The organism is Kitasatospora sp. NPDC058046, assembly GCF_042885595.1.
Lineage (GTDB): Bacteria > Actinomycetota > Actinomycetes > Streptomycetales > Streptomycetaceae > Kitasatospora.
In genome coordinates this window covers 186,593-212,926 of the sequence record NZ_JBHVRS010000009.1, presented here as the reverse complement: position 1 = coordinate 212,926, position 26,334 = coordinate 186,593, and the positions used below count along the sequence as shown (strand labels likewise).

27 protein-coding genes are annotated in these 26,334 nt (G+C 73.9%); 11 read left to right on the top strand and 16 right to left on the bottom strand.

Annotation, left to right across the window (positions count from 1 at the left end; all coding sequences use genetic code 11):
- Positions 1-84 precede the first annotated feature (84 nt).
- From ACFVU7_RS20475 to ACFVU7_RS20450, 6 genes are all read right to left on the bottom strand, one after another.
- The gene (locus ACFVU7_RS20475) at positions 85-1,245 is read right to left on the bottom strand and encodes an NUDIX domain-containing protein (RefSeq protein WP_388046316.1); all 1,161 of its coding nucleotides are present in this window, start codon (positions 1,243-1,245) and stop codon (positions 85-87) included.
- A 108-nt stretch (positions 1,246-1,353) separates the two neighbouring features.
- Positions 1,354-1,701: a VOC family protein gene (locus ACFVU7_RS20470; RefSeq protein ID WP_388046314.1), complete on the bottom strand. Its 348-nt coding sequence runs from the start codon at positions 1,699-1,701 to the stop codon at positions 1,354-1,356.
- Between the two features lie 134 nt (positions 1,702-1,835).
- Positions 1,836-2,714, bottom strand: coding sequence for an SGNH/GDSL hydrolase family protein (locus ACFVU7_RS20465; RefSeq protein WP_388046405.1), 879 nt, complete (start codon positions 2,712-2,714; stop codon positions 1,836-1,838).
- A 2-nt stretch (positions 2,715-2,716) separates the two neighbouring features.
- The gene (locus tag ACFVU7_RS20460) at positions 2,717-3,904 is read right to left on the bottom strand and encodes a glycosyltransferase (protein ID WP_388046403.1); all 1,188 of its coding nucleotides are present in this window, start codon (positions 3,902-3,904) and stop codon (positions 2,717-2,719) included.
- Positions 3,905-3,984: 80 nt separating this feature from the next.
- Positions 3,985-5,202 carry a glycosyltransferase family 1 protein gene (locus ACFVU7_RS20455; RefSeq protein WP_079272522.1) on the bottom strand — a complete coding sequence of 406 codons (1,218 nt, stop codon included), beginning with the start codon at positions 5,200-5,202 and terminating at the stop codon, positions 3,985-3,987.
- A 198-nt stretch (positions 5,203-5,400) separates the two neighbouring features.
- A complete protein-coding gene (locus tag ACFVU7_RS20450) occupies positions 5,401-5,589 on the bottom strand; it encodes a DUF1508 domain-containing protein (protein ID WP_049652112.1) in 189 nt (62 codons plus the stop codon).
- 546 nt (positions 5,590-6,135) lie between these two features.
- On the opposite strand from ACFVU7_RS20450, the gene ACFVU7_RS20445 reads away from it, so the two are divergent.
- Positions 6,136-7,632 carry an IMP dehydrogenase gene (locus ACFVU7_RS20445; RefSeq protein ID WP_388046312.1) on the top strand — a complete coding sequence of 499 codons (1,497 nt, stop codon included), beginning with the start codon at positions 6,136-6,138 and terminating at the stop codon, positions 7,630-7,632.
- Positions 7,633-7,801: 169 nt separating this feature from the next.
- On the opposite strand, the gene ACFVU7_RS20440 is transcribed toward ACFVU7_RS20445, so the two are convergent.
- The gene (locus ACFVU7_RS20440; protein ID WP_220450140.1) at positions 7,802-8,440 is read right to left on the bottom strand and encodes an HAD family hydrolase; all 639 of its coding nucleotides are present in this window, start codon (positions 8,438-8,440) and stop codon (positions 7,802-7,804) included.
- Positions 8,441-9,103: 663 nt separating this feature from the next.
- Between ACFVU7_RS20440 and ACFVU7_RS20435 the strand changes: the two genes are divergently transcribed.
- Genes ACFVU7_RS20435 through ACFVU7_RS20405 form a run of 7 tightly spaced genes read left to right on the top strand, consistent with a single transcriptional unit; the run spans position 9,104 to position 15,650 of the window.
- Entirely contained in the window at positions 9,104-9,634 is a 531-nt protein-coding gene (locus ACFVU7_RS20435) for an adenine phosphoribosyltransferase (protein ID WP_049652115.1), read from the top strand.
- 11 nt (positions 9,635-9,645) lie between these two features.
- On the top strand, positions 9,646-9,939 hold the full coding sequence (locus tag ACFVU7_RS20430) for an acyl carrier protein (protein ID WP_074004520.1): 294 nt from the start codon (positions 9,646-9,648) through the stop codon (positions 9,937-9,939).
- Positions 9,936-11,162 (top strand): cytochrome P450, encoded by a 1,227-nt coding sequence (locus tag ACFVU7_RS20425; protein ID WP_049652117.1) that lies wholly within the window; start codon positions 9,936-9,938, stop codon positions 11,160-11,162. Before ACFVU7_RS20430 ends, ACFVU7_RS20425 begins: the two co-directional genes overlap by 4 nt.
- Positions 11,163-11,167: 5 nt before the next feature.
- Positions 11,168-12,625 carry an amino acid adenylation domain-containing protein gene (locus ACFVU7_RS20420; protein WP_388046311.1) on the top strand — a complete coding sequence of 486 codons (1,458 nt, stop codon included), beginning with the start codon at positions 11,168-11,170 and terminating at the stop codon, positions 12,623-12,625.
- 25 nt (positions 12,626-12,650) lie between these two features.
- Positions 12,651-13,436 (top strand): thioesterase II family protein, encoded by a 786-nt coding sequence (locus ACFVU7_RS20415; RefSeq protein WP_375875421.1) that lies wholly within the window; start codon positions 12,651-12,653, stop codon positions 13,434-13,436.
- Positions 13,433-14,467, top strand: coding sequence for a threonine aldolase family protein (locus ACFVU7_RS20410; protein WP_388046309.1), 1,035 nt, complete (start codon positions 13,433-13,435; stop codon positions 14,465-14,467). Before ACFVU7_RS20415 ends, ACFVU7_RS20410 begins: the two co-directional genes overlap by 4 nt.
- A 22-nt stretch (positions 14,468-14,489) precedes the next feature.
- Positions 14,490-15,650: an MFS transporter gene (locus ACFVU7_RS20405; RefSeq protein ID WP_079272524.1), complete on the top strand. Its 1,161-nt coding sequence runs from the start codon at positions 14,490-14,492 to the stop codon at positions 15,648-15,650.
- A gap of 109 nt (positions 15,651-15,759) precedes the next feature.
- Here ACFVU7_RS20405 and ACFVU7_RS20400 read toward each other — a convergent pair whose 3' ends face one another.
- Positions 15,760-16,407 carry an HNH endonuclease family protein gene (locus tag ACFVU7_RS20400; protein ID WP_049652121.1) on the bottom strand — a complete coding sequence of 216 codons (648 nt, stop codon included), beginning with the start codon at positions 16,405-16,407 and terminating at the stop codon, positions 15,760-15,762.
- 198 nt (positions 16,408-16,605) lie between these two features.
- A complete protein-coding gene (locus tag ACFVU7_RS20395) occupies positions 16,606-18,021 on the bottom strand; it encodes an amino acid permease (protein WP_387828827.1) in 1,416 nt (471 codons plus the stop codon).
- A gap of 457 nt (positions 18,022-18,478) precedes the next feature.
- Here ACFVU7_RS20395 and ACFVU7_RS20390 point away from each other — a divergent pair, with 457 nt between their 5' ends.
- Complete coding sequence (locus ACFVU7_RS20390; protein ID WP_049652123.1) at positions 18,479-18,694, top strand: hypothetical protein; 216 nt, start codon at positions 18,479-18,481, stop codon at positions 18,692-18,694.
- Between the two features lie 46 nt (positions 18,695-18,740).
- Here the strand turns inward: ACFVU7_RS20390 and ACFVU7_RS20385 are convergent, their stop codons facing one another.
- Entirely contained in the window at positions 18,741-19,733 is a 993-nt protein-coding gene (locus tag ACFVU7_RS20385; RefSeq protein WP_388046307.1) for a deoxyribonuclease IV, read from the bottom strand.
- Between the two features lie 378 nt (positions 19,734-20,111).
- Between ACFVU7_RS20385 and ACFVU7_RS20380 the strand changes: the two genes are divergently transcribed.
- Both ACFVU7_RS20380 and ACFVU7_RS20375 read left to right on the top strand, forming a co-directional pair.
- Complete coding sequence (locus ACFVU7_RS20380) at positions 20,112-21,194, top strand: nitrous oxide reductase family maturation protein NosD (protein WP_074004526.1); 1,083 nt, start codon at positions 20,112-20,114, stop codon at positions 21,192-21,194.
- A 66-nt stretch (positions 21,195-21,260) separates the two neighbouring features.
- Complete coding sequence (locus tag ACFVU7_RS20375; protein WP_074004527.1) at positions 21,261-22,295, top strand: methyltransferase; 1,035 nt, start codon at positions 21,261-21,263, stop codon at positions 22,293-22,295.
- A gap of 103 nt (positions 22,296-22,398) precedes the next feature.
- Here the strand turns inward: ACFVU7_RS20375 and ACFVU7_RS20370 are convergent, their stop codons facing one another.
- The 6 genes from ACFVU7_RS20370 to ACFVU7_RS20345 form a co-directional block, all read right to left on the bottom strand.
- Positions 22,399-23,070, bottom strand: a complete 672-nt coding sequence (locus tag ACFVU7_RS20370) for a class F sortase (RefSeq protein WP_388046305.1) — start codon at positions 23,068-23,070, stop codon at positions 22,399-22,401.
- Between the two features lie 102 nt (positions 23,071-23,172).
- Complete coding sequence (locus ACFVU7_RS20365) at positions 23,173-23,625, bottom strand: hypothetical protein (RefSeq protein ID WP_117492275.1); 453 nt, start codon at positions 23,623-23,625, stop codon at positions 23,173-23,175.
- Positions 23,626-23,990: 365 nt separating this feature from the next.
- A complete protein-coding gene (locus tag ACFVU7_RS20360; RefSeq protein WP_049659041.1) occupies positions 23,991-24,311 on the bottom strand; it encodes a TcmI family type II polyketide cyclase in 321 nt (106 codons plus the stop codon).
- 5 nt (positions 24,312-24,316) lie between these two features.
- Entirely contained in the window at positions 24,317-24,772 is a 456-nt protein-coding gene (locus tag ACFVU7_RS20355; RefSeq protein WP_049659036.1) for an SRPBCC family protein, read from the bottom strand.
- A 1-nt stretch (position 24,773) separates the two neighbouring features.
- Positions 24,774-25,034, bottom strand: a complete 261-nt coding sequence (locus ACFVU7_RS20350) for an acyl carrier protein (protein ID WP_074004530.1) — start codon at positions 25,032-25,034, stop codon at positions 24,774-24,776.
- 58 nt (positions 25,035-25,092) lie between these two features.
- Positions 25,093-26,331 carry a beta-ketoacyl synthase N-terminal-like domain-containing protein gene (locus ACFVU7_RS20345; protein ID WP_049659038.1) on the bottom strand — a complete coding sequence of 413 codons (1,239 nt, stop codon included), beginning with the start codon at positions 26,329-26,331 and terminating at the stop codon, positions 25,093-25,095.
- Between the last annotated feature and the right edge of the window lie 3 nt (positions 26,332-26,334).

Genomic DNA, 26,334 nt, shown 5'->3' with positions numbered 1-26,334 from the left:
GCCGGCCCACCGCGCCCGACGTGCGAGGAAGCGGACGAGGCCCCGGCGGTGGCTCACGCCCCGCCGGGCTCCGTCCACCCGGCCTCACCCCTGCGGCAGGTCCGGCCCGACGCTCCGCCCGCGCACCAGCTCGACCGGTCCGCCCGCCCGTTCCCGGGCGGCCAGTGCGGCGGCCGTACGGTCCCAGGACGGGCCGGTCAGCAGCGTCCGCGCCTCGGCCGGGTCGCAGAGCCGCCACTCGACCAGTTCGTCCTCCGGCAGCACGAGGGAGTCGAGCATCCGCTCCGTCACCGTGCCCCCGTCGAACACGTACACCAGGACGGCGGTGTCCCGGCCGGTCGCCGGGTCCGCCTCCGGGTCGGCCGCCGCACCCGGCTGCCAGTCCAGCGCCAGCAGTGGCCCCGGTTCCACGTCCCAGCCGAGCTCCTCGCGGATCTCCCGCCGGGCGGCCGCCCGGGGCATCTCCCGGTCCGCCTCGACCCCGCCGCCCGGCAGCGTCCAGTGCGGCACCTGCCCGAGCGGCCCGTCCCACGGCCGCAGCCGCACCAGCAGCACCCGGCCGGCGGCGTCGGTGAACAGTGCCCGCGCCTTGGTCCGGATGCGCGGCCGGGTGGCGTAGTAGGTCGCCCGGTCCATCGGCGGCTGCGAGGGTTCCGGCGGCTCCTCGGCGGACGGCGTCAGCCCCGGTGCGGCGGCCAGTCCGGCGTACTCGGGCACCGGCGCGTCGGCGGGCAACCGCGCGAGCGTGTGGCCGACCGGCCGGCTGTCCTCCAGCTCCAGCGGCCCGGTGTCGCCCGGTGCCCGCAGACAGGCCGTCACCCGGCGGGACAGCCGTGGTGGCAGGGCGTGTCCGGCCTGCTCCGCCGTCAGCCAGGTCCAGCCGCCGACCTCCGCCGTGTCCGGCCGGAACGCCGCCACCTGCTCCGCCGTCAGCGGCTCGGCCCAGTAGAGGTACACGACGATCGGCCGGTCGCCCTCGCGCAGCAGCGCCCAGTCCACGCCGGCCAGCGGCCCCAACCGGGGCGTGAACCCCAGCTCCTCCCGGATCTCCCGCAGGGCGGTCTCCCTCGGCGACCGGTCCGTCGGCTCCCACCCGCCGCCCGGGATCGCCACCGGGTGCTTCCGGTCGTACGGCAGCCGCACCACCAGCAGCCGCCCGGCCCCGTCGGAGAACAGCACCCCCGCCGCCGCCATCACGTCCCGACCCACCGCGCCCGAGCTCTCCACCCCGACTCCCTCCGTCACGCTCTCCCCGGACACGACAACCCGGGCCACCCCGATGGTTCCCGCCGAACGGCCCCGCCGATCCCGGCCGTGACCGGCACCGTCCCCGGTCGCGGGGGAGCGAAGGTGTCAGCGGTGGCCCAGGACGTTGACCACACGGCCGTTGGGGTCGCGGACGAAGAACCGCCGTACGCCCCACTCCTCGTCCTGCAAGGGGTGGACGATCTCCGCACCGCCGGCCAGCACGGCCGCGTAGGCCGCGTCCACGTCGTCGACCTCGATGCTCAGGTCGGGGGTGACCGGCGCGGTCCTGTCGCCGGTCATGAAGCTGACCTGCGCCGCCGGACTGGACGGGGAGGCGAGCGTCATGATCCAGCCGTGGTTCATGACCTCCTCGAAGCCCAGCAGGCCGTAGAACTCCCGGCTCTCCTGCGCGGCCTCCGACCGGATGTTGGGCACGACACGGCGAACGGACATCGACGACTCCAGACAAGAACGGGAATGCCTCCGGGACCCTCCACAAGTACTACGCCACTCCCGCCGCCGCGCGCACTTCCGCAACAGTCCCCGGTTCCACCGCCTTCGCCGTCCCCGCCACCCCGGCGCGCTCCTCACCCCAGCGAGGCGAGGGCCTGCGCCGCGGCCCGGGCCATCTGCTCGTCGTGCCGCCGGCTCCCGCCGCGCAGGCGGGCGACGCCCTCCGCGGCGGCCAGTGCGAGCAGGCCCGGCAGGAGGTCGGTGCTGCGGGCGGCGAGCCAACGGGTGCCCCGGGTGGCCATCCACCAGAGGTCGGCGGCCAGGCCCGGAGGTGGTTCGGCGGGAGCGGCGGTCGGGGGCGGGCCGAGGGGGTGGCCGGCCTCGGTGAGCAGGTCGTGGAAGCGCCGGGCGATCAGGTGGTGGCCCTCGGCGCTGGGGTGCAGGCGGTCGACGCTCAGCAGCCGGCGCTCCGTGAGCCACGGCAGCTCGGCGATGTGCAGGTGCACCGCCCGGTGGCGTTCGGTGAGGGCGTGCACCACGGTGTTGACCGCCCGCATCCGGCGCGCCAGGGGACGGGCGAGCGGCGCCGGGAGCCGGAGCAGGCTGCCCGGGTCGGGCAGGCAGGCGGTCAGCAGCCTGGCGCCGTGGCCGGACAGTTCCCCCATCGTGGCGTCCAGTTCCAGGGTGGCGCGCCGGATGTCGAAGCCCGAGCGCAGGGTGTCGTTGCCGCCGACCACCACCGCCGCGAGCTGCGGCCGCAGAGCCAGCGCGCCCGGTAACTGACGTGTCGTCAATTCCGTGGTGAGCGCCCCGCTGTACGCCAGGTTGGTGAACTCGACGTCCCGACCCTCGGGCGGCAGCGCGCGGGCGAGGACGGCGGCCCAGCCGCGCCAGCCCTCGCCGACCTGGTCCCCGACCCCCTCCGTGAGCGAGTCCCCGAGGGCGACGAAGCGCAGCAGCTCGCCGGCCGTGGGGCGTTCTTCCGCGGCCCGGCCACGCCCGGCCTCCAGCATGCTCATCCTGACCCCCGACCTCCGTCCACCGCCTCGTCGTCGCGTACACCGTGCGCCGCAAGGAACGCCGCCACCGCCGCCGGCCAGCCGTACCGCTCGGCCTGAGCCCGGGCGGAGGCCCGTCGCAGCTCCTCCGGCCGACCCAGCAACTGCCGTACGGCGGAGGCGAATCCGTCGCCGGTGTCGACGGCCGCCACCCCGGCGAGCCCGACCAGGCCGGGCAGCGCGGAGGAGCGGCTGACCACCACCGGGGTCCCGCAGGCCAGTGACTCCATCGCGGCCAGCCCGAAGGTCTCCACCGGGCCGGGCGCGAGCACCACGTCCGCACAGCCCAGCAGCCGGGCCAGTTCCGCCCGCCCGCCCAGGTGCCCGAGGAAGCGCACCGGCAGCCGCAGCCGCGCGGCCCGCGCCGCCAGCCGGTCCCGCAGCGGGCCGGTGCCGGCCACCACCAGCACCGCGGGCCGCCGCCGGGCCCGCAGGACGGCCAGCGCCTCGATCGCCCGCTCGGGCCGCTTCTCCGCCGAGAGCCGGGAGCAGAGCACCAGCAGCGTCTCGTCCGGAGCGGCGTACCGGGCCCGCTCGGCCGCCCGTGCGGTCGGCGGCAGCGGGCGCATCGCGTCGAGGTCCACCCCCAGCGGGGCCCGGACCAGGTTCGGGGTGCCGATCCGCCGGAACTCCGCCGCCGCCCAGTCGGTGGTGCAGAGCACCGAGTCGTAGGCGCGGGCGGTGGCCGCGTTGAACCGGTCGGCCGTCGCGCCCGCCAGCGGACCGGGCAGGCCCCAGGTGCGCAGCAGGCCGGCGGCGCTCTCGTGCGAGACCATCACCGAGCGCACGCCGTGCCGCCGCGCCCAGGCGCCGGTCCAGCGCAGCGTGGTGCGGTCGGACACCTCCAGCCGGTCGGGGGAGAACCTGGTCAGCTCGGCGGCGACGGCCCGCCGGTCGGTGAGCAGCCGGTAGCCGCCGCTGGCCGGCAGCACCGGGCCGGGCAGGGTGACCACCACGCCCTGCTCGGTCTCCTCCTCGGAGCGCCGCTCCCCGGGGACGATCAGCACCGGACGGTGCCCGGCCGCCCGGTACCCGGCACCGAGGTGGCGCAGCGCGGTGCGCAGACCGCCGGAGACCGGGGTGACGAAGTTGGCGAGCCGGACGATCGTCAGCGCCTCGCCGGTCGCCGAGACCCTGCCGGCCATCGGAGCCTCACCGGTCGCCGGAGCCTCACCGGCGATCGGCGAGGCGCCGGCCGTAGGCGCCCCGCCGTCGGGAACGGAGCTCATGCCGGCAGCTCCTCCGACAGGGCGGGCGCCACCGGCGCGGCCGACGCCGGGGCGGCGGACGGCAGCCGCACTCCGCGGTGCTCCGCCAGCACCTCGGCGTAGTGCCGCAGCAGCAGGTCCCCGACCGCCTCCCAGGTGCGCGCGGTCACCTCGGCGCGCCCGGCCTGCCCGTACCCGGCCCGCCGTGCCGGGTCGGCGGCCAGCTCGGCGACCGCCCGGGCCACCGCCGCGGCGTCCCGGGGCGGCACCAGCAGGCCGGTGCGGTGGTGGGCGACCAGGTCCAGCGGGCCGCCCGCCGCGGGGCCGATCACCGGCACGCCGCTGGCCATCGCCTCCTGGATGGTCTGACAGAAGGTCTCCAGCGGGCCGGTGTGCACGAAGACGTCCAGGGTGGCGAAGCAGCGCGCGAGCTCGTCCCCGGTGCGCCGGCCGAGGAACACGGCGCCCGGCATCGAGGCCTTCAGCCCGGGCGCCGAGGGGCCGTCCCCGACGACCACCACCCGTACCCCGGGCAGCGCCGAGGCCGCCGCCAGCAGGTCGACCCGCTTCTCCGGCGCCAGCCGTCCGACGTACCCGACCAGCACCTCCCCGCCCGGGGCGAGCGCCCGGTGCAGCGCCTCGTCCCGGTGCCGGGGGTGGAACCGCACCGAGTCCACTCCGCGCGGCCACAGCTGCACCCTCGGCACCCCGTGGGCGGTGAGGTCCTGGGCGGCGGGGGTGGAGGGCGCCAGGGTACGGGCGGCCGCGCGGTGCACGGCCCGGATCCGCCGCCAGGCGGCGGCCTCCCCGAGCCCCCGCCCGGCCCGGTAGGCGTGCGCGTACCCTGCCAGATCGGTCTGGTAGACGGCGACGGCGGGCACCCCGAGCCGCGCCGCGACCTGCATCCCGCGCGCGCCGAGCACGAACGGGCTGGCCAGGTGGACGAGGTCCGGCCGGTGTCCGGCGACGGCGGCCGCCAGCTGCCGACTGGGCAGGGCGATCCGTACCTGGGGGTATCCCGGCAGCGGCACCGACGGGATGCGCACCACGGGAATCTCCGGCGCCGCGCCGCCGCCGAAGGTCTCCGGCGGGCACTCGGCGCCCCGCGCCGGCGAGGGGGTGACGACAAGGGGCCGGTGGCCCCGGCGGACCAGGTGCTCGGCCGTCCGCAGCACGCTGTGGGCGACTCCGTTGACCTCGGGCGGGAAGGATTCGGTGACGATGACGACGCGCATGCCAGTGTTCTGTCCGCGTCCGGCGTGCACCCGGCCAAAGGGATCTGTCGTAGAGGCGAACGCGGGTCGGCGATTTGCACCGCCGACCCGCGCTCCGGAGCCGGGCCCGCCACACCGTCCCGTGCGTCGGATCCCGGCCTGTCACACCGTCCCGCGTCCCGGCCCGTCACACCGTCCCGTGCGTCGGGGCCCGGCCCGTCACACCGACCCGGCGGTCTCCTTGAGTTCCGCGTACGGCGCGAGCTTGCGGATCGACGCGATGCTCCTCAGGCAGTCGTCCTTGCTCTCCTGCGGGTCGCCGGTCACCACGATCGTCCCGTTGCTCGCCTTGAGTCGGAACCGGTGCATGCCGCCCTCGTCCACGTACAGTTCGAATTTCCCGGCCATGCCAGATACAGCCTTCCGCTCGGATGACCCCCTGGCACCGCAACCTAGGGCCCACCCCACCACGCCGCCCGCCGACCGGACCCGTTCGGGTCACACCGCCGCGCGGCGTCGCCGGCCAGCCGCGCTCCCGGGCCCCGCCGGGCGACCGGGCGAGCAGGCGAACGGCCCACGCGCGGAGGCGACGGGCCGGTCCCGCCCCACCCGCGCGTGGAACCTCCGGCCCGGGGTCCGCCGCCCGACCGGAGCCGTCCGCGTCGTCAAGTGTCTTTGACGACACCTCGGTTCTCCGTGTCCGTACCGTCGGGCGCACCGCTCCTCGGGAGCCGCCGACGGCGATGACGGTGATTCGTCAACAAGTCGGGCAGTCGATAAGGTGCGTAGTCAACTGCCGCGCCTCGCACCTGAGGCCCGGTCAGGATGCGCGCCCTGGTGGGGCGGAGCTCCGCCGTGCCCGTCCGTGAACCTGACCGGTCGAGCCGTCGGGCACGGGCGCGGTCTTCGCGGTCGGGCCGACCGGCGCCGCCCGCTCGGGATCAGGAGGAATGCATGGCACAGATCATCGCCGAGGTGTCGCGGACGTTCAACGAGTACCTGCTGCTCCCGAACCGGACTCGGACCGACTGCGGGCCCGCGGCCGTTGATCTCCGGACGCCCCTGGTGCGGCACCGGGTGGGCGAGGCCTCGGCGATCGAGCTGCACGCCCCGTTCGTGTCGGCGATCATGCAGGCGGTCAGCTCCCCGGAGCTCGCGATCGCGCTGGCCCGCAACGGCGGTCTGAGCTTCATCCACCACAACCAGCCGGTCGAGGAACAGGCGGCGGCCGTCCGGAAGGTGAAGAACTTCAAGGCCGGTTTCGTCACCAGCGACACCAACGTCCGGCCCGACGACACCCTCTGCGACCTGGTCGCGGTGATGCGCCGGACCGGCCACAGCACCGCCGCCGTCACCCACGACGGGACGGCGACCGGGCGCCTGCTCGGCCTGGTGACCTCGCGCGACTTCCACCCCCAGCGGCACGACCTCGACGGTCCCGTCAGCGGCCGGATGACCCCCCTCGGCGAGCTGCCCCACGCGGGCGGCGACGTCACCCTCTCCGAGGCGAACGCGAGGCTGTGGGAGGAGCGGCTGGACTGCCTCCCGGTGCTGGACGGCGAAGGGCACCTCCAGCACCTGGTGTTCCGGTCCGACTACGCGGACAACAAGCGCTTCCCGAACCAGGTCGTGGACGGCGGCAAGCGCCTGCGCGTGGGCGCGGGCGTCAACACCCACGACTACCGCGAGCGGGTTCCGGCCCTGTTGGAGGCGGGCGCGGACGTCCTGTGCTTCGACTCGTCCGACGGCTACAGCGACTGGCAGGCGGAGGCGCTGACCTGGACGAAGAAGAACTACCCGGAGATCCCGATCGGCGGCGGCAACGTGGTGGACGGCGAGGCGTTCACGTTCCTCGCCGAGGCCGGCGCCGACTTCGTGAAGATCGGTGTGGGCGGCGGCTCCATCTGCATCACGCGCGACCAGAAGGGCATCGGCCGGGGCCAGGCCAGTGCCGTCCTCGACGTCGCCGCCGCCCGGGACGCCTTCCTGGAGCGTACCGGCGACTACGTGCCGCTCTGCTCCGACGGCGGCCTGGTGGAGGACTACCACGTGGCCCTGGCGCTGGCGATGGGCGCGGACTTCGTCATGATGGGGCGGTACTTCGCCCGCTTCGACCAGGCGCCCGGCGCGAAGGTCCCGACCAGGGACGGCTTCGTCAAGGAGTACTGGGGCGAGGGCTCCAACCGTGCCCGCAACTGGCAGCGCTACGGCCAGGGCGGCCAGGGGCTGGTCTTCGAGGAGGGCGTCGACGGCTACGTTCCCTACGCCGGCGACCTCAACGAGGGCCTGGCCACCACCATGGCGAAGATCAAGTCCACCATGGTCTCCTGCGGTTCCGTGACGCTGCCGGAGTTCCAGTCCACCGCGCGGCTGACCCTGGTGTCCGAGCAGAGCTTCCAGGAGAGCCACGCGAGCGTCACCCTGCGGGACACCTCCGGGACGGTCGCCTGAGCAACGGCGTGAGCGGTTGCGACGCGGAACCCCGCTGAAGGGACCCCGCGGGCGTACCCGCGACGAACGGGCCGACGACGAACGGCCCCGCGGGCGACCGGGCCCGTGCATGACCGGACCCGCGGGTGATCGAGAGCCGGAGGCTCGACCACCCGCGGGTCCGGTGCCGTCAGCCGGCGAGGTGGGCGTCGAGCCACCCCGGGAACTCGGTCAGGTCCTTCAGGACGACGTCGGCACCCGCCTCGCGCAGTTGGTCCGCGGTGAACGGCCCGGTGGCCACGGTCACCGCGAGGGCGCCGCCGGCCCGCGCCCCGGTGATGTCGCCGAGGTGGTCGCCGACGTAGACGGAGGCACCCTGCTCGCGCAGGACGGCGCCCTTGCGGTCGGCGAAGACCGAGCCGAAGACGTCGTCGACCTTGATGCCGAGCGCGGCGAGGTTCAGCCGGGCGTTGGGCTCGAACTTGCCGGTGACGACGATCGTCCGACCGCCGTGCCGGTGGACGGCGGCGATCGCCTCCAGCGCGCCGGGCAGCAACTCGCCCACCGGGGCGCCGTATTGGGGGAACAGCGCCCGGTACCGGTCGGCGGCCGCGTCCACCTCGTCGGCGGGGAACCAGTTGGCCAGCTCCTCCTCGATCGGCGGGCCGACGCGGGTGATCGCCAGGTCGCTGTCGATGGCGACCCCCGTCTCGGCCGCCACCATGTCCAGCACCGCCTTGATGCCCGGCCGGCCGTCGGCCAGCGTCATGTCGAGGTCGAACCCTATGGTCAGTGCGGGTGCGGGGGACGCGTTCTCGGTCGTGTTCATGGCAGCAATGATCCGACCAACCTTGTGGCGAAGCAAGTTTGAGACTTCGTCAGATCTGAGGGCCCGAGGCCTGTTGACAGGTCGGGTTCCCGGCGGGCGCATGGGGAGCCGCAGGCGACCGACTCCGGCAAACCGCCCGCAATCCGGCAGACCCGATGATTTCGACGCCAATGCCGGTGCGGCCAGGGCATTTTCGGCCTGACTTACCGTCAATTACTGTTTCCCTCTGGATGAAAGACCAGGCGATCTTGCCGAGGGGTCGCCCGCGATGTAGCTTCGTCTGTAGCGTCATGAACACGCCAGCTAGCGGTGCGGAATCAACCGGGGGGCTGTGTTTGCCGATGAAGTTCTGGTGTTGACCAGTGATCCGACTGCCACGGGCTGCGTGAACGTGCCCAGGGGGCTCCCGGCTCTGGAAGAGCCCGCCGATGAGATTTCCGGCGTAGGAGAACCGTTTCCCCGGGCAGGCGCATCGGCCGCTTCGGCACGATGGCGGATCGTCCCCCTCACTCTGCAAATCCGGAACCACTTTCAGTAGCAGGCCTTTCCTGGCGTGCCCGCGTGCTCACGTGCTCACGTACCCGCGTGCTCACGTGCTCACAGGCTCACGGGCTCGAGCGCTCGCCGGGACCTTTCACTGCCGTACGGCAGCAAGGAGGACTCATGAAGACCGGTCATCAGCGGGACGGCGAATCAACGGTTCCAGTGTTCAAGGACTTCCGGGCCGGCGTGGCGTTTCGCGACGTCATGCCCGTCCTGGCCAGCCGGGAGTCCTTCGGTGCGGCGATCGACGGCCTCACGGAGTGGTCGACTCCACTCGCCCCGGACTACGTCGCCGGCATAGACGCGCGCGGCTTCATCCTCGGTGGGGCCCTGGCGGACCGCCTGGGCTGCGGCTTCCTGGCCATTCGCAAAGAGGGGAAGCTGCCGGGCGAGACGGTGGGGCGGACGTTCTCCGGCGAATACTCGACCGACCGGATCGAGATTCGCAAGGACCTGGTGCCGCCCGGCGCCCGGGTCCTCATCCATGACGACATCGTCGCGACCGGGAACTCGGTGGCGGCCGCCGTGGAAATGCTCGAGGAGCTGGGCGCCACGGTGGTCGGAATCACGTGCTTGATCGAGAAGTCGTTCCTGAAGGGAAGGTCGCGCGTGAGCGTGCCTCTCTTCTCGGTCTATTCCTTCGACGCGTAAGGGAGTTGCTCGTGGCAGTGGAAACAGCACGGCAGACGTCGGTCCAGGAACGCCTCACACAATTATGGGCCGCCCGGCTGGAGATCTCGTCGATCGGCCTGGACGAGGACTTCTTCGAACTCGGCGGCGACTCGCTGACCGCCGCGGAACTGCAGGGGGACATCGACCGGGAATTCGGGGTGGAGGTGTCGGCCACGACCCTCTTCCTGTCGCCCACCATCGCGGAGTTGACCCAGGTGATCGAAGAGGCGGTGGCGGCGGCCCGGCCCGGGACGGCCGAGGCGTACCCGGGAGGCCGGCAGTGAGCACCGGCACGGCGGGAGACCTCACCGATCCCGCGCTCTACTCCCAGGGCGAACCGCACGAGGTCTGGCGCCGCCTCCGCGAACACGACCCGGTCCACTGGCAGCCGAACTCCGGCCGTGGCGGCGGCTACTGGGTCGTCACCCGGTACGCCGACGTCGAGCGGGTGCTGCACGACTACTCCGCCTTCACCTCCGAACGGGGCACCCTGCTCAACCTGCTCGGCCGAGGCGACCCGGCGGCCGGGAAGCAGCTGGCGGCGACCGACCCGCCGCACCACGACCGGGCGCGGATCCCGCTCAAGCAGGCCCTCGCCGTCAAGCCGCTCGCCTCGTTCTCCGACCGGATCCAGGCCGGCATCCGTGACCTGCTCGCCCCCGGAGCCGACGGACAGCCCTTCGACTTCGCGGTCGCGATGGCCCGGCTGCCCCTGGTCGCCCTCAGCCCCATCCTCGGGCTGCCCGCCGAGGACCACGAGCGCCTCATCCGCCTGGCCATGATGTCGACGGCGGAGGAGGACCCGGAGTTCCAGCTGCCGGGCGGCGTGGAGCCGACCCTCAAGCGTGGCCACCGGGAGATCTTCGCCTACTTCTCGGACCTGGTCCGGGCCCGGCTGCGGGATCCCGGCGACGACCTGATCAGCGTGCTGGCCGAGACCGAGGTGGACGGCGAGCCCATCTCGACCGGCTCGGTGATCTCCAACTGCTACAGCATGCTGCTGGGTTCGGCCGGAACGCTGCCGCACGTCCCGATCGCCGCGATCGTCGAACTGGCCGGCAGCCCGCGGTACGAGGACTGGGCCTCGCACCCGGAGCTGCTGGACTCCGGCATCGAGGAGGCCCTGCGCTGGGCCACGCCGGCCAGCAACTTCATGCGTTACGCGCTCCAGCCGGTCGAACTCTCCGGCGTGCGGATCGCCGAGGGCGACGCCGTGGTCGCCTACCTCGCCTCGGCCAACCGGGACGCCGAGGTCTTCCCCGACCCCGACGTGTTCGACATCCGGCGCCGCCCCAACCGGCACCTCGCCTTCGGCGTCGGCCACCACTACTGCGTCGGCTCGCACCTCGCCCGGCTGGCCCTGCGCCTGCTGTTCACCGAGCTGTTCGCGACGTTCTCCTCGATCGAGGTGGTCGGCGGGATCGAGCGGATGCACTCGACGTTCCTGGCCGGCTTCAAGCGGGTGCCCGTCGCGGGCGTGCCCCGCGGGGCCACCGTGAAGGGCTGAGGCGGATGACCCACTGGGTACCGGACCTGCCGGTCGTGCCGCTCGACGCCCCGCCGCACATCCTCGACCTGGTCGAACCGTTCCGGGGCCGGGGCGCGGCGGTCGTGGACGCCGGGGGATCGCTCGACCACGCCGAGCTGGACGAGCGGTCCGCCGTGGTCGCCACCGCGCTGCGGGCCGCCGGGGTGGAGCCGGACAGCCCGGTCGTCGTGCACGCGCGGCTGTCCCGCTGGGCGGTCGTCGCCATGCTCGGGGTGCTGCGGGCCGGAGCGCGGTACGTCCCCGTGGACGCGGGGTTCCCGGTCGCCAGGCAGCGCTACATCGCGGAGGCCAGCGGCGCGCGGTTCGCGGTGTCGGAGCCCGGGCTGGACGTCCGGCTCGAGGGCCTCCGCACGGTGCCGGCCGACACCGACGGCCCCCGGGGCGGGACCGTCCGCGGCACCCTGGCGTACACCTGCTTCACCAGCGGGTCGACCGGCCGGCCGAAGGGCGTCACGATCTCCGCCGCCGCGCTGGCGGCCTCGACCGCGGCCCGGCTCGCGTACTACCCGACGCCGGTCTCCACCTTCCTGCTCTGCTCGTCGATCTCCTTCGACAGCTCGGTCGCCGGCATCTACTGGACCCTGGCCTGCGGCGGCCGACTGGTCATCCCGAGCGACCGCCCGGCGGACCTGCTGGCGGTCGGCCGGGCCGCGCGGGACCACCGGGCGTCGCACCTGCTCATGCTCCCGTCGCTCTACGACATCGCCCTGCGCGGCGGCCTCGCCGAGCGGGCCGACACGCTCTCCACGGTGATCGTCGCCGGGGAGGCCTGCCCGCCCGACCTGGTCCGGCAGCACTTCGACGCGCTCCCGCGCACCCGGCTCTACAACGAGTACGGCCCGACGGAGTGCACGGTGTGGAGCGCGGTCCACGAGTGCACTCCGGCGGACGCGGACCTCCCGGACGTGCCGATCGGCGGCGCCGTCCCCGGGACCAGCCTCTACGTCCGCTCCGCCGACGGCGCCGCCGTACCGCCTGGGGAGCCCGGGGAGCTCCACATCGGCGGACCGGGCCTCGCCGAGCCGGCCCGCGAGCTCTACCGCACGGGGGACATCGTGTCCGTCACCGCCGGGGCCGAGCTGCGCTTCCACGGCCGGGCCGACCACCAGCTCAAACTCGGCGGGATGCGCGTCGACCGCTCCGAGATCGAACAGGCGCTGCGCACCCACCGGGACGTGGCGGCGGCCGCGGTCGGCGTCTGCACCGTCCAGGGGCGGAAGAAGGTGGTCGGCTTCGTCAGCTCGACCACCGGGGAGGTCGACCGGCGCAGCCTCCGGGCGCACCTCATCGAACGCCTGCCGGCCGTCGCCGTACCGAGCCGTATCGTGGCGCTGCCCCGGCTGCCCGTGCTGCCCAACGGCAAGGTCGACCACGGCGCGATCGACGAGCTGGCCCACGACACGCTGCTGCAGAAGAACTGACCGACGGAAGGAGGTGGGGACGACCGTGGCAGCACCCCGTTGGCTGATGTGCCGTCAGCGTCGCCCCGACGCCGCCCTGCGCCTCTACTGCTTCCCGCACAGCGGCGGTTCGCCCGGCGAGTACCTGCGCTGGGCGGACCGGCTGCCCGCCGAGGTCGAGGTGTGGGGGGTCCAACTCCCGGGCCGCGGAAGCAGGATGCGCGAGCCGGCCATGACCGACCTGCGGGAGCTGGTCGGCGCGTTGACGGAACAGGCCGAGTTCACCGGCCCGTACGCCTTCCTCGGGCACAGCCTCGGCGCGATCGTCGCCTACGAGACGGCCGTCGCGCTGCGGGCGCTCGGACGCCCGGAGCCGGAGCGGCTCATCGTGTCCGTGAACGGCCCCCCGCACCTGCACCGCCCCGGACTGCCGCTCCACCTCCTCGACGGCGTCGACTTCGTCCCCCGGGTCGAGGAGCGGTACGGGCCGCTGCCGCCGGAACTCGGGAACGACCCGCGGATGCGCGAGCTGTACCTGGCCAACCTGCACGCGGACCTGACCGTCGTCGCGACCTACCGGCACGTCCCGACCGCCCCGCTGAGCTGCCCCGTCCTCGCGCTCGGCGCCACCGACGACTGGGAGGACGAGGGCAGGCTGCGCGAGTGGGGCCGGCACACCACCGGCCCGTCCGACGTCCGGATCCTTCCGGGCGGCCACTTCTACTTCCGGGACCACCCGGACCTCTTCTTCGACTGCCTGACGGACAGCCTCGGCGCCCTCACCGGGGCCCCGGCCGTCCGTCCGGCACCCGACCCCAAGGGAGCGCCGTGACCACCCAGACCATCGACCTGCGGAGCGACACCGTCACCAGGCCCAGCGCGGCCATGCGAGCCGCCATGGCCGCCGCCGAGGTCGGCGACGACACCCTCGGCGACGACCCCACGGTGATCCGGCTGGAACGGATGCTCGCCGACGCCTTCGGGTTCACCGGCGCGCTGTTCCTGCCCAGCGGGGTCATGGCCAACCAGCTCGCGCTCCGGCTGCTGGTGCCGCCCGGGCAGGAGCTGCTGGCCGACGCCGGCGCGCACTTCCTGCTCTACGAGGACGGCGGAGTCGCCTGGCACGGCGGGATCCTGACCCGGACGACGGTCTCCGAGGACGGCCTGATCGACCCGGAGGTGCTCGCCCGGATGATCCGTCCCGCCACCGCCTACGGCAGCGGGACCCGGGCGGTGGCGGTGGAGAACACCCACAACGCCGCCGGCGGCGTGGTGTACCCGCTGGCCGCGCTGGAGGAGATCCGGCGGGTCACCCGCGAGGCCGGGGTCACGGTGCACTGCGACGGCGCCCGGATCTGGAACGCCCACGTCGCCAGCGGCGTCCCCTTCGAGGCCTACGGAGCCTGTTTCGACACGCTGTCCCTCTGCTTCTCCAAGGGGCTCGGCGCGCCCGCCGGCACCGTGCTGCTCCTGGACGCCGACCGCGTGGAGGAGGCCCGGGTCATGCGGCACCGGATGGGCGGCTCCATGCGGCAGACCGGGATCCTGGCCGCCGCCGCCATCCACGCCTTCGAGCACAATATCGGGCGGATGGCCGAGGACCACGCGAACGCGGCCCTGATCGCCGGTCTGCTGCGCGACGGCGGACTGGACGTCCGGGAGCCGCAGACCAACCTGGTGTTCGTGGACGTGCCCGACGCGGCAGGGGTGCAGGAGCTCTGCGCGGCGTCCGGCGTTAGGGTCTCGGTGATGGGACCGCAAACGGTCCGCCTGGTGGCCCACTTGGACGTCGACAAGCAGCAGTGCGAGCGGGCGGCACGGACGGTCGCCGAGGCTGTCGCCCAACTGGCCACGGGCAACTGAGCACGTGTAGGAGCAGCTTGAGATGTCGTTCCGAGTGTGGCTGTCGGCCAGGTTCTTCCTGTTCTTCCTGACCTGGAGCTCGTACCTCTCCTACTGGGGGGTCTGGCTGCTCGCTTCCGGTTTCGGACCGACGGAGGTCACCGCGGTCATCACCGCCGGTCTGCTGTCGCGCTCGGTCTCCATCGCCGTCGTCTTCCCGGTGCTCTGCCGGACGGTCCCGCTCCGGAGACTGTCGCAGCTGCTCGCCTGGACGGCGACGGCGCTCAGCCCGCTCTACCTGACGCATCCTCAGTTCGCTTCGATGATGGTGGTGTCGGTGCTCGTCGGCGTCAGCTACCCGCTGCTGATGCCGTTGAGCGAGACCCTCGCGACCATCGGCGCGGCGAACGGGCAGGTCGACTACGGGAGCGTCCGCTACTTCGGTTCGGCGGGGTTCCTCTTCGGCCTGGGCGTGTCCGGCGTGGTCGGGCGGACGGTCGGCAGCGGCGCGCTGGTGGGGGTCTTCGTCGTCGGGTGCCTGCTGCTCGCGCTGGCGGACCTGGCGCACCCCGTCGGGTTCCCGACGGTGGCGACCGTGGCCGGCGGCGGCCGCGGCCGGCTGCTGCGCAACCGCGTCTACGCGCTCGGCCTGGGCAGTTCCGTGCTGCTCCAGGGCGCCCACGCGGCCTACTACGCCTTCGGCGTCGAGTACTTCGGCCGGCTCGGCGTGTCGAGCATCAACGTCAGCCTCATGCTGGCGCTGGCCGTGGGGTGCGAGCTGCTCCTGTTCAAGTACGCGGGGCCGATGCTCGGCCGCTACCCGGTCCCGGTCCTCTTCGCCGCCGCCGCGGTGCTCTCGGTGCTGCGCTGGGGCCTGCTCGCGGTGCCGATGCCGCTGGTGTGCGTCGTGCTCACCCAGACGCTCCACGCGGGCACCTTCGCGCTGACCCACGTCGCGCACGCGCGCTGCGTGCAGGGCCACGTCCCCGAGGACCTCTGGTCCGACGCCCAGGCGCTCTACGCCGGGTTGGCCATCGGCCTCGGTGTCGCCGCCGTCACCGCCGTCACCGGCCCGCTCTACGCGGCCTCCCCGCACTGGGCGTTCCTGGCGATGGCCGCGGTCTGCCTGCCCTGCTTCCTGCTGGTCCGGTGGCAGGTCAGGCTGCTGCGGGACGGGGCGGAGGTTCCCGAGCGGGTCGCGTGAGCGCGCCGTCCGGCTGCCGCCGCGCCGCTGTACGGGCGTACCCGGGCGGGCCGCGTACGGCACCGCGGCCCGGCGCGGGGTGAGCGCCGGGCCGCGGGGGCCGCGGGGTTCAGCAGTTGGCGAGGATGCCGGTGAGCGCGTTCTTCTCGGCGCTGTCCACGCTCAGGCCGTAGTACTGCTTCACCTGGACCCAGGCGCGGGCGTAGGTGCAGCGGTAGGAGGCCTGGGGGAGCCACTCGGCCGGGTCGCGGTCGCCCTTGGAGCGGTTGCTGCTCGCGGAGACCAGCAGCAGCTGGGGGCGGGTGACGTCGTTGGCGAAGGCCTGGCGCTGGGGGGTGGTCCAGGCCCAGGCGCCGGAGGCCCAGGCCTCGGAGAGCGGCACCAGGTGGTCGACGTCGAAGGAGGAGGCGTTGGTGGTGGTAGCGCCGTCGTACGGCGAGGACCAGTTGCCGCTGGTGGCCTTGCAGGAGGTGTCGGTGGCGACGTTGCTGCCGTCCCGCTTGACGACCCACTCGCGGGTGTCGCAGGTGCCGCTGACGGTGATCCAGGTCGGGAACAGCGTGCGGTCGTAGGTGTCGCCGTGGGTCTCCGCGGTGGCGGGCATCGCGGCGAGGTACGTGCGGGCGGTGGCCGCGGAGATCGGGGTCGGCAGGGCGGCCTGGGCGGGGGTGCCGGCCGTGACGACGGTCACGGCGGCGAGGACGGCGGCCACCGGTATGCAGGACAGGAACCGGCGTGCGGGTGCGCTGGGGGCCATGGCGGACGCTCCATCATCAGATCGGATGAACTGCTGAATTGCGTGCGCCAGTGTGGCGATTCGATGACCTACGCGGGTAGACCCGGGAAGTGAAATCCTCGTGCACATCGGACGTGCACCGGACAAGTCCGGCGCGCGCCACGGAGGTTCACGAGGATTTCAGGGGATGTGTCGGCTTCTCCGACTGCCGCCGGGAGTTCAGTCGCGGCGCCGGCCCGCCATCCAGACGTAGACCAGGATGCCCGCGAACAGGAACAGGACGCCCTGGTAGACGGCGGCGTAGCCGGCCCCGGCGAGCAGCCAGATCGAGAAGGCGAAGGCGCCCAGGCCGAGGACGGCGTCGCGCACCAGCCGCCCGCCGTCGACCTTCTCGCCGGCCCCGCGCACCAGCCAGTACAGCTGGGCTGCGGTGGAGAGCAGGTACGGCACGGTCGCGGTGAAGGTGGTGACCAGCACCAGCATGTCGAAGGCGCCCTTCGCGCCGCTGGCGAAGTTGAGCACGGTCAGCGCCGAGGCCAGCGCCACGCTGACCAGCACGCCGAAGGTCGGCACCCCGCGCCGCTCCTTGCCGAAGGCGGCCGGGAACAGGCCGTCCTTGGCAGCCGCGTACGGGGCCTGGGCGGAGAGCAGGGTCCAGCCGTTGAGGGCGCCGGTCATCGAGACCAGCGCGGCGACGGCGATCGCCGTGCCGCCCCAGGTGCCGCCGAACATCGCGTTCACGGCGTCCGAGAACGGCGCGGCGGAGTGGACGAGCTGCTGGTGCGCCACGGTGCCGAACACCGCGAGGGTGCCGAGCAGGTAGACCACCGCCGCGCCGGCCGTCCCGAGCACGCTGGCCCGGCCGACGTTGCGCTCCGGGTCGCGGACCTTACCGGCGCTCATCGCCGCCGACTCCACACCCAGGTAGCTGAACAGCAGGATCGCCGCGGCGGCGGACATCCCGCCGGCCCAGCCCTGGCCGCTGGCGTCGAAGGGCCCGAGGTTCTTCGGGTCGAAGAAGAACAGCCCGCCCACCGCGACCAGCAGCAGCGGGACGAACTTCAGCACGGTGGAGACGAGTTGGACCGCCCCGACGTAGCGGGTGCCGGCCAGGTTGGCCAGCGCCGGCAGCCACTGGAAGGCCAGCGCGGCGGTGATCTCCAGCGGGATGGAGTGGTGCAGCGGCAGCAGCACGTCCAGGTACCCGACGGCGGCCACGGCGAGCGCGGCGTTGCTGACCCAGGTGGTGATCCAGTACGACCAGGCGGACAGGAAGCCGGCGAAGTCCCCGAAGGCCTCGCGGGCATAGACGTACGGCCCGCCGGTGCGCGGGTTGCGGCGGGCCAGCTGCCCGAAGACCAGCGCCAGCGCGATCGCGCCCACGGTGAGCACCACGAAGGCGACCAGGCTGACCGTGCCGAACGGGGCCACGGCGGCCGGGATCATGAAGATGCCGCCGCCGATGATGTTGCCCATCACCAGGGCGGTGGCGGTCGTCAGCCCGAAGCGGCGGCCGCCCTTCCGCGGCGTCGGGCCGGTCGGTGCGGTGCCGGTGGGCGGGGAGTCGACCGGCCCCGGGGTCTCCGGGCCGCTCGGTCGGGTCGCCTGCCGAGGTGCGGCGGGACTGGTCTGCATGAGGGTGGTGCGCCTTTCGTGGTGCTGCTCCTGCTGCCGCCGGGTTGCGCGGCCGCGCTCGCTGCTGCTCCCGCCCGGTGGAGCGGTGGAGCGCCATGGAGCGACCGTTCATGCTCGGACCGGGCGGCACTGTGCACCAAATCGGCGGGATTTGTTCAGTTCGCCGGGTCCGTCACCGCAAGACTTGCGGTCGCGGGGCGGCCGGACGGGTACTCGTCCGGCGCCCTCCTCGCGGCTGTTCGACCGGATTCACGGACGTACGCCCGGATTCGTCCGGTCGGGGGAGTTGCCTCACCCGATTGCCTCAGCCCGGTTGCGGCGCGCGCCCGAAGCCGTGCGTTCGTGTGCCAACGTGGGCGCGGCGCCTCCCCGGTGGGGCGCGCCCAGCCCGTCGGGCGGCCGAACCGGCCGGTCGGGGGCGCGGGTTGAGGACCAGAGACGAACCAAAGGACAGCAGATGTCGCTTCGTGGGAAGATCCGCAAGCTCGCCGTGATCGTCGCCGTGGCCGGTGCCGTGGTGGCGGTCCCGACCTCGGCCATGGCGGGGGGCTTCGCTCCGACGCAGTCGGAGGGGCAGAGCCTGGAGTCCGGCTCCGCGGGCGTCGGCCTGTTCGGCCCGCACGCCACCTGGTTCAACTTCGCCGAGCACGGCGAGAGCGACTGCGGCTGCTGATCCCCTCCGCACCCCGAGCCCGGAGGCCGTCCGTCGGCCTCCGGGCTCACGGCCGCCCGGCGGCTGCGGCCTCCAGCAGCCTCGCGGCGCGGGCCCCGGTGCCCCGGAGCGCCGCCCGCTCCCGCAGCTCCTTCAGCACCGCGATGTCCATCGCGTGCCCGGTGCCGTCCCCGCCGTGCTTGCGGTCCGGGGTCTCCACCACCAGCGGCACCCCGGCCGTCTCCGGGTGCTCGAACAGCTCGCGGAAGGGCTCGGCGCCGATCATCCCGGCGCCGATGTTGGCGTGCCGGTCCTTGCGGGCGCCGACGACGTCCTCGGAGTCGTTGGCGTGGATCAGCCGCAGCCGGCCCGGCCCCGCGGCGGCGGCCAGGGCGTCCAGGGCGGCCGTCACCCCGCCCGGCTCCGCCAGGTCGTGCCCAGCGGCGAAGGCGTGGCAGGTGTCCAGGCAGACCCCCACCTTCGGGTGATGGTCCAGCGCCTCCATGTACGCGGCCAGCTCCTCCAGCCGCGAGCAGAGCGAGCTGCCCTGCCCCGCCGTCGGCTCCAGCAGCAGCCAGGGCGCGTCGTCGCCGAGCCCGTCCAGCTCCTCCAGCAGCGGCCGGACGTCCGACCGGACCTGCGCCATCGCCTCGGCCCGGCGCGAGCCGCCGCCGGGCGCGCTGCCGACCGCCGAGCCGGTGTGCAGGACGACGCCGAGCGCGCCGATGGCGTGGCCGCGGCGCAGCGAGTGCCGCAGCGAGTCGGCCGAGCGCTCCCGGGTGGCCGGGTTGTCCGAGCCGAAGTTGATCAGGTACGGGGCGTGCACCCAGGCCGGGACGCCCCGCTCGGCGCAGGCGGTGCGGAACTCCTCGTCCTGCGCCGGGTTGCCCGGGGGAGTGGCCCAGCCGCGCGGGTTGGCCACGAACACCTGGACCGTCTCCGCGCCGACCCGGCCCGCGTACGCCAGGCCGGTGCCGGCCAGCCCGCGACCGGCCACCGGGACGTGCGCGCCGATCGGGTTGCGGAGGGCGGCGACGGACGGTACGGGTGCGGTGGTCATGGCCCCGAGCATGCCACGCGCCCGGCCCCGGTCGTCGGGCGGGCCGGGGCGGGCGGTCCGGAGGCCGGGCTCCCGGCGGCCCGAGGAAAAGGCTTTCTCTGTGCTCGATCGAGTGAACCCGGGCCCTGGGGAAGGCCCCCCGCCCGACCGCCCGCTGCCGCGCCACGCCGGGCCCGTCCCACCCCTGGTCGACGCCCCGTCAGCCCCGCAGCCCAGCCCTGGTGGCGGGCCCACCGGGCCGCCCGTAGCGTCGACACGGCCGCATCCACCGGCCGTCACCGCCCGCGCACAGCGCGTCAGCCCCACCGCTGGACCGAGCGGAAGACCACCGCACCCGTACGAGCGCCGCGCGCGCCGAAAGGAAACAGGTCACCACTCATGCCCACGCGACGGGTCCACCACCTCGCCGCGGCCACCGCCGCCGCCACCGCCCTGACCACCGTCCTCACCTCGCTGGCCGCCGCCCCCGCGGCCCATGCCGCCCCCCGCTTCCCGCTGCACTTCGTCCAGCCCGGCGAATCGATTCAGCAGGCCGTCGACGCCGCCCGGCCCGGCGACACCGTCCAACTGCTCCCCGGCACCTACCAGGGCAGCGTCCGCATCACCACCCCCCGCCTCACCCTGCGCGGCTTCGGCGACGAGAGCGTGATCACCCCCGGGGACGGCGGCGAGAACGCCTGCGCCACCGCCGGGCACGGCATCTGCGTGGTCGGCACCGAGGAGGACCCGCTGTCCGACGTCAGGATCGACAGCCTCGCCGTCACCGGCTTCCGCAAGAACGGCATCGACGCCAGCGGCACCACCCGCCTGACCGTCCGCGGCACCTACGTCCACGACAACGGCCAGCAGGGCATCAGCCAGGAGATGTCCACCCGCGCCGTCATCCGCGGCAACCGCTCGGCCGACAACGGCCAGTCCGGCGTCTTCCTCGCCAACTACGCCTACCGCGAGGGCGGCTCGCCCGACACCGGCGGCACCGTGGTCGAGGGCAACGAACTGACCGGCAACCGGGTCGGCGTCACCGTCCGCCGGCTGCGCGGGCTGGCCGTCCAGTCCAACGGGATCAGCGGCAACTGCGCCGGCGTCTTCGTGGTCGGCGACGAGGGCGTGCCCCGCGCCGGGGACCTCGACGTCCGGGACAACTCCGTCATCGGCAACAACAAGTTCTGCCCGGCCAACCCGCGCCTGGGCGCCATCCAGGGAGCCGGCATCGTCCTCACCGGCACCGAGGACACCCGGGTGACCGGCAACGAGGTGCGCGACAACACCGGCACCTCGGACTTCTCCGGCGGCATCGTCCTGTTCAAGAGCGTCGTCGGCGTCGCCAACGCCCGCGCCGTGATCGCCGACAACGAGCTGAGCGGCAACGGTCCGGCCGACCTCGCCGACCGCGACTCCGGCACCGACAACACCTTCGCCCGCAACACCTGCGGGCGCTCCGAGCCGGCCGGCCGCTGCTGAGCCCCGGTACCCCCTCGCCGCCCGCCGCCGCACCAGGAACTCCCTAGGACCCGAGGAAACCCAGCCATGACCACCGCACCCGTCCATACCAGCCCCCAGGCCGCGATGCGCCTGCGCGAGCTCGTCTTCGGCGCCGCCTGCGCCGCCGCCGTCCGCGCCGCCGCCCGGCTCGGCGTCGCCGACGTGCTCGGCGACACCCCGGCCACCGTGACCGACCTCGCCGTCGCCCTCGACACCGAGCCCCGCCAACTGCGCCGCCTGCTGCGCGCGCTCGCCTGCTACGGGCTCTTCGCGCAGAGCGGCGACGACCGCTTCGAGCACACCGAGATGTCCCGGCTGCTGCGCGAGGACGCCCCCAACTCGCTGCGCTACATCTCCCTCTGGTGCACCGAGCCGTGGACCTGGGAGGCCTGGCCGAAGCTGGACGAGGCGGTCCGCTCCGGCCGCAACGTCTTCCCCGACCTGTTCGGCAAGGAGTTCTTCGACTACCTGCACAGCGACGCGGGCGACTCGGCGAAGGTCTTCGACAAGGCGATGACCACCTCCAGCCGGCAGTCCGCCGAGGACTTCGCCGACTACCTGGACCTCACCGGCATCGACTCGGTGGCGGACATCGGCGGCGGCCAGGGCCACGTGCTGGCCAGCCTGCTGGAGAAGCACCCGGCGCTGCACGGCACCCTGCTCGACCTGCCCAAGGTGGTGGCCGGCGCCGACCCCCGGCTCCAGGACGGCGGCGCCTTCTCCGCCCGGGCCCGCCTCGTCCCGGGCGACTGCCGGACGGAGATCCCGGTCCGCGCCGACCTCTACATCATCAAGAACATCCTGGAGTGGGACGACGACAGCACCCGCCGCACCCTCGCCAACGTGGTGAAGGCGGCCGGCTCCGGCGCCCGCGTGGTGGTGGTGGAGAACCTGGTCGACAACAGCCCCTCGATGCGCTTCACCACCGCGATGGACCTGATGCTGATGCTCAACGTGGGCGGTGCCAAGCACTCCGAGGAGAGCATGGTCGGGCTGATGGCGGAGGCCGGACTGGTGGTCACCGCGGTCAACCCGGTCAACCCGTACCTGCACGCCTTCGAGGCCGTCGTGAGCGGCTGAGCCGACCCCTGCACGCCCCCGTACGACGAGAACGGACCGTACGACCAGAACGACCGCCGGCCCCCGGACATCGGGGGCCGGCGGTCGTCGTGCGCGGGCCGGGTCAGGCCGGGTGCGAGGACTCCAGGTGGGCGAAGACCACCACGTTGTCCAGGTAGTCCCGCCGCTTCTTGTCGTACGCGCCGCCGCAGGTGATCAGCCGGAGCTGGGCGTCGGGGGTCCTGCCGTAGACCCTGGCGTCGGGGAAGGCGTTCTTGGCGAAGGTCTCCACCGAGTCCACCGAGAACACCGCGACCGTCCCGTCCGCGCGGCTCACCTCGACCTTGTTGCCCGGCAGCAGGAAGCTCAGCAGCAGGAACACCGCCGGGCCCTTGGTGGTGTCCACGTGCCCGGCCAGCACCGCGCTGCCGCGCTCGCCCGGGGTGACGCCGTCCCGGTACCAGCCGACCAGGTTCTTGTCGTCCGGCGGCGGCGCGTCGAGCTGGCCCGCGGGGTTGAGGGCCAGCTCGGTGAACGGCGCGTCGACGGCGATCTGCGGGATCCGCAGCCGGGTCGGCTTGGCGCGTTGGAGCGCGGGCGCCCCCGGGGCGGCGGCCGGGGCCGCCGGCCCGGGGACGGCCGGCGCGGCGGCCGCCGGGGGAGCGGGCCTGCCGTCCTCCGCGCCCGCGTCCGACCGGGTGTCCACCGAGTTGTAGATCAGCAGCAGCCCGACCGCTGCCGTGCCCATCCCCGCGCGCAGCAGCCGGGGCATTCCAGAGGCGGGACCGCCCGTCATTCCTCTCCTCCGCTCAACCGGTTCCGCGACGGCCCGCCGCCCCCGGTGCGCCCGCCCCGTGCGGGCGGGCGCCCGGAGGCGGCGGAAGCAGGGTGCCCGGCGTCAGGCGACCGCGCCGGAGGCACGGCGGCCGCGGCGCAGGGCGTACGCGCCCGCCCCGAGGCCGCCGAGCAGCAGCACCGCGCCGGAGGCGAGCCCGCCGCCGGACAGCGCCAGGCCGCCGCCACCGGTGTGCACGCCGCCGTGCGGGGACTTGTGGTCCTCGTCCCCCCTGGCCTCGCCGCCCTTGTGCTCGTCGGAACCCTTGTGCTCGTCGCCGCCCTTGTGTTCGTCGTCGCCCTTCCGATCGTCGGAGCCCTTGTGCTCCTCGGAGGCGCCGCCCTTCCTGTCGTCGTTGCCCTTGGAGTTGTCGGAGGCCCTCTCGGTCTTCTCCTGCTTCTCCTGCCAGGTCAGGTTCTTGCCCTGGTCGGCACCGTCGGCGAAGGCGATGGGGGTACCGACGGTCAGGACGGCGGCGACGGCCGCCCCGGCGAGCAGCGTGCGTGCAGAACGCATGAGGATGATCCTTCCGGCGCGCAGGACCGCGACTGCCGACACGGTGCCGGACAAGGGGACTCGCGGGGGGTGCGCCTGATCCACCGTCATCCACCGTGCGGCCGCCTGCCACCGGAGTGTGGCAGCGCCGGTGCGCGGCGTGCGCCCTTCGGGTGGAGTCCCGGGTGTGTTCACCCGGCTGGCCGGGTGATCCGGGTGAATCCACCCGGGGGGCCGTCCGGCCGGACGCACGTGGGCCCGCCCCCGGCGCACGGCCGGGGGCGGGCCCATCGGGGGCTGGATCAGCGGGCCCGTCGGGGAGCCGCGGGGGCAGTGGCCCCGTCGGGGAGCCGCGGGGGCAGTGGCCCCGTCGGGGAGCCGCCGGGTCAGCGGTCCCAGCGGTAGAACTCCCGTGCCATGGCGTCCTTCGGCTCCCGCCAGGTGGCCGGGTCGTACGCCTGCACGTAGGCGGTCAGGCGGTCGCTGACGGTCCGGAACTCCGGGTGCCCGACGACCTTGGCGACGGCGGGGCCCGGCGGGCGGTCGGCCTCGATCAGGTGCAGGTAGACGTCGCCGAACTGGAAGAGGCTGCGGCCGGTGACGCCGATCAGGTGCGGCAGTTCGCCCTGGTCGGACTCGGCGAACACCTCGGCGATGTCCGGCGCGGCCTCGGGCTTCATCCGGGCGACGATCAGCGCCCGGTGCAGGCCGGTCACAGCTCCGCCGCCCGCTTCTCGACCTTCTCCCGGATCAGCTGCATCTGGATCTTCGAGTTGCGGTTGATGTGGCCGGTCATGCCCTCGTCGTCGACCGGGGCGGTCGGCTTCATGGCGAAGTCCTGGATCCAGCGCATCCTGGTGCCGGCCGGCGCCTCCGCGTACTCCCAGCGGATCTCCATGAACTCGAACGGGCCGGGCTCGACCCGGCGGGCGCGCACCGCGAGCGCGTCCCGGTCGGTCTCCCGCTCGGAGACCCAGCTCCACACCTGGCCGTTCTCGTCGGGGTGCATGGTGAGCCGGAACCGGACGAGCTCGCCCTGCCGGTCCAGCACCTCCACCGAGGCGTACTCGCTGAACAGCTGCGGCCAGTTCTCCAGGTCGTTGGTCATCTCCCAGACCAGGTCGAGCGGGGCGGCGATGACGATCTCGTTGTCGGTGTGTCCGGGCATCTCAGGCACCAGCCTTCGTGGCGAGGGAGGAGTTGACCAGTTCCAGGAACTCGGCCGGGGTCTTGGCCGACTCGGCGCCCGAGGTGACCTTGAGGCCGTGCCGGTTCTCCAGCTCGCCGACCACGCCGAGCAGGCCGAGCGAGTCGACGCCGAACGTGTCGAACTCCGCGCCCGGCCGCGCCAGGTCGCCCGGGTCGACGGTGACGCCGGCCCGGGACTGGAGCAGGACGGCGAGTTCCGGATAGCTGAGGGTGTTGCTCACGGGTGTCCCTTTCGGAGGTGTGACGGGGTGGTGCGGGGCGGTGGTCCGGGGCGGCGGTTCAGGGCCGCCAGCGCCGGACCACCAGCGCGGAGTTGGAGCCCATCAGCCCGCGGCTGACCACCAGGGCGGTGTTCAGTTCGGCCGGGCGGGCGCGGCCGGTCACCAGGGCGAGGTCGTGGCAGACCTCGGTGACGTTGGGGGTGGGCGGCAGCACGCCGTCCTCCATGGCCAGCACGGCGGCGGTCACGTCGAGCATCGGGGCGCCGCAGTAGGCGCGCCCCGTACCGGTCTTGGGCGCGGTGACCGGGACGCGTTCGGCGGCCGGGCCGAGCGCGTCGGCGAGCGCCAGGGCCTCGGCCCGGTCGGCCTCCGGCACCCCCAGGGCGTCCGCGAAGACCACGTCGATCTCCTCGGGCGCGATGCGGGCCTCGTCCAGCGCGATCCGGATGGCGGCCGCCAGCCCCTCCCGGGACTCCGCCCAGCGGGAGGCCCCGGTGAAGGTCGCGCCGTGGCCGACCAGTCGGGCCCGGATGCGGGCGCCGCGCAGGAGGGCCGCCTGCTCGTCCTCCAGCAGCAGCATCGCGCCGCCCTCGGCGGGGGAGAAGCCGCAGGCCAGCGCGGTGAACGGCAGGTACGCCCGCTCGGCCCGCCCGGCCAGGCTGACCTCGGGGTAGCCGAGCTGGCAGACCATCGAGTACGGCGCCAGCGGGGCCTCGGCGGCGCCGACCACCACCGCGTCGGTGCCGCGCTCGATCGTGCGGGCGGCGTGCGCGAGGGCGTCCAGGCCGCCGGCCTCGTCGCTGGCGACCACCCCGCACGGGCCCTTGTAGCCGCCGCGGATCGAGATCTGGCCGGTGCTGGCCGCGTAGAACCAGGCGATGGACTGGTACGGGCCGACGAACCGGGGCCCCTGGCCCCAGAGCTGCTGGAGCTCGCGCTGGCCGAACTCGCCGCCGCCGGAGCCGGCCGCGGTCACCACGCCGACCGCGAAGGGCTGTTCCGGGTCGGGCCGGAACCCGGCGTCCGCCACCGCCAGGTCGGCGGCGGCCATCGCGTAGTGCGTGAAGCGGTCGGTCTGCACCAGGAAGCGGTTGTCGATCGCCGACTGCGGATCGAAGCCGTTCACCTGGCCCGCGATCCGGAGCGGAAGCCCGGTGCAGCCCTCGCGGGATATCCGGTCGAGGACGCTCACGCCCTGCCTGGTGGCCTTCCAGAAGGCGTCGGCCCCGACCCCGTTCGGAGCCACCACGCCGAGCCCGGTGATCACCGCCCGGCGGCCCTGCTGACGTGACGTCATGGA

Coding starts and splice junctions, on each gene's coding strand:
- ACFVU7_RS20460 (WP_388046403.1), bottom strand. CDS start 3,904: ATGGCCGGCAGGGTCTCGGCGACCGGCGAGGCGCTGACGATCGTCCGG.
- ACFVU7_RS20470 (WP_388046314.1), bottom strand. CDS start 1,701: ATGTCCGTTCGCCGTGTCGTGCCCAACATCCGGTCGGAGGCCGCGCAG.
- ACFVU7_RS20395 (WP_387828827.1), bottom strand. CDS start 18,021: ATGCAGACCAGTCCCGCCGCACCTCGGCAGGCGACCCGACCGAGCGGC.
- ACFVU7_RS20370 (WP_388046305.1), bottom strand. CDS start 23,070: ATGACGGGCGGTCCCGCCTCTGGAATGCCCCGGCTGCTGCGCGCGGGG.
- ACFVU7_RS20445 (WP_388046312.1), top strand. CDS start 6,136: ATGGCACAGATCATCGCCGAGGTGTCGCGGACGTTCAACGAGTACCTG.
- ACFVU7_RS20355 (WP_049659036.1), bottom strand. CDS start 24,772: ATGCCCGGACACACCGACAACGAGATCGTCATCGCCGCCCCGCTCGAC.
- ACFVU7_RS20385 (WP_388046307.1), bottom strand. CDS start 19,733: ATGACCACCGCACCCGTACCGTCCGTCGCCGCCCTCCGCAACCCGATC.
- ACFVU7_RS20455 (WP_079272522.1), bottom strand. CDS start 5,202: ATGCGCGTCGTCATCGTCACCGAATCCTTCCCGCCCGAGGTCAACGGA.
- ACFVU7_RS20380 (WP_074004526.1), top strand. CDS start 20,112: ATGCCCACGCGACGGGTCCACCACCTCGCCGCGGCCACCGCCGCCGCC.
- ACFVU7_RS20440 (WP_220450140.1), bottom strand. CDS start 8,440: ATGAACACGACCGAGAACGCGTCCCCCGCACCCGCACTGACCATAGGG.
- ACFVU7_RS20435 (WP_049652115.1), top strand. CDS start 9,104: ATGAAGACCGGTCATCAGCGGGACGGCGAATCAACGGTTCCAGTGTTC.
- ACFVU7_RS20375 (WP_074004527.1), top strand. CDS start 21,261: ATGACCACCGCACCCGTCCATACCAGCCCCCAGGCCGCGATGCGCCTG.
- ACFVU7_RS20345 (WP_049659038.1), bottom strand. CDS start 26,331: ATGACGTCACGTCAGCAGGGCCGCCGGGCGGTGATCACCGGGCTCGGC.
- ACFVU7_RS20420 (WP_388046311.1), top strand. CDS start 11,168: ATGACCCACTGGGTACCGGACCTGCCGGTCGTGCCGCTCGACGCCCCG.
- ACFVU7_RS20450 (WP_049652112.1), bottom strand. CDS start 5,589: ATGGCCGGGAAATTCGAACTGTACGTGGACGAGGGCGGCATGCACCGG.
- ACFVU7_RS20365 (WP_117492275.1), bottom strand. CDS start 23,625: ATGCGTTCTGCACGCACGCTGCTCGCCGGGGCGGCCGTCGCCGCCGTC.
- ACFVU7_RS20405 (WP_079272524.1), top strand. CDS start 14,490: ATGTCGTTCCGAGTGTGGCTGTCGGCCAGGTTCTTCCTGTTCTTCCTG.
- ACFVU7_RS20400 (WP_049652121.1), bottom strand. CDS start 16,407: ATGGCCCCCAGCGCACCCGCACGCCGGTTCCTGTCCTGCATACCGGTG.
- ACFVU7_RS20390 (WP_049652123.1), top strand. CDS start 18,479: ATGTCGCTTCGTGGGAAGATCCGCAAGCTCGCCGTGATCGTCGCCGTG.
- ACFVU7_RS20465 (WP_388046405.1), bottom strand. CDS start 2,714: ATGCTGGAGGCCGGGCGTGGCCGGGCCGCGGAAGAACGCCCCACGGCC.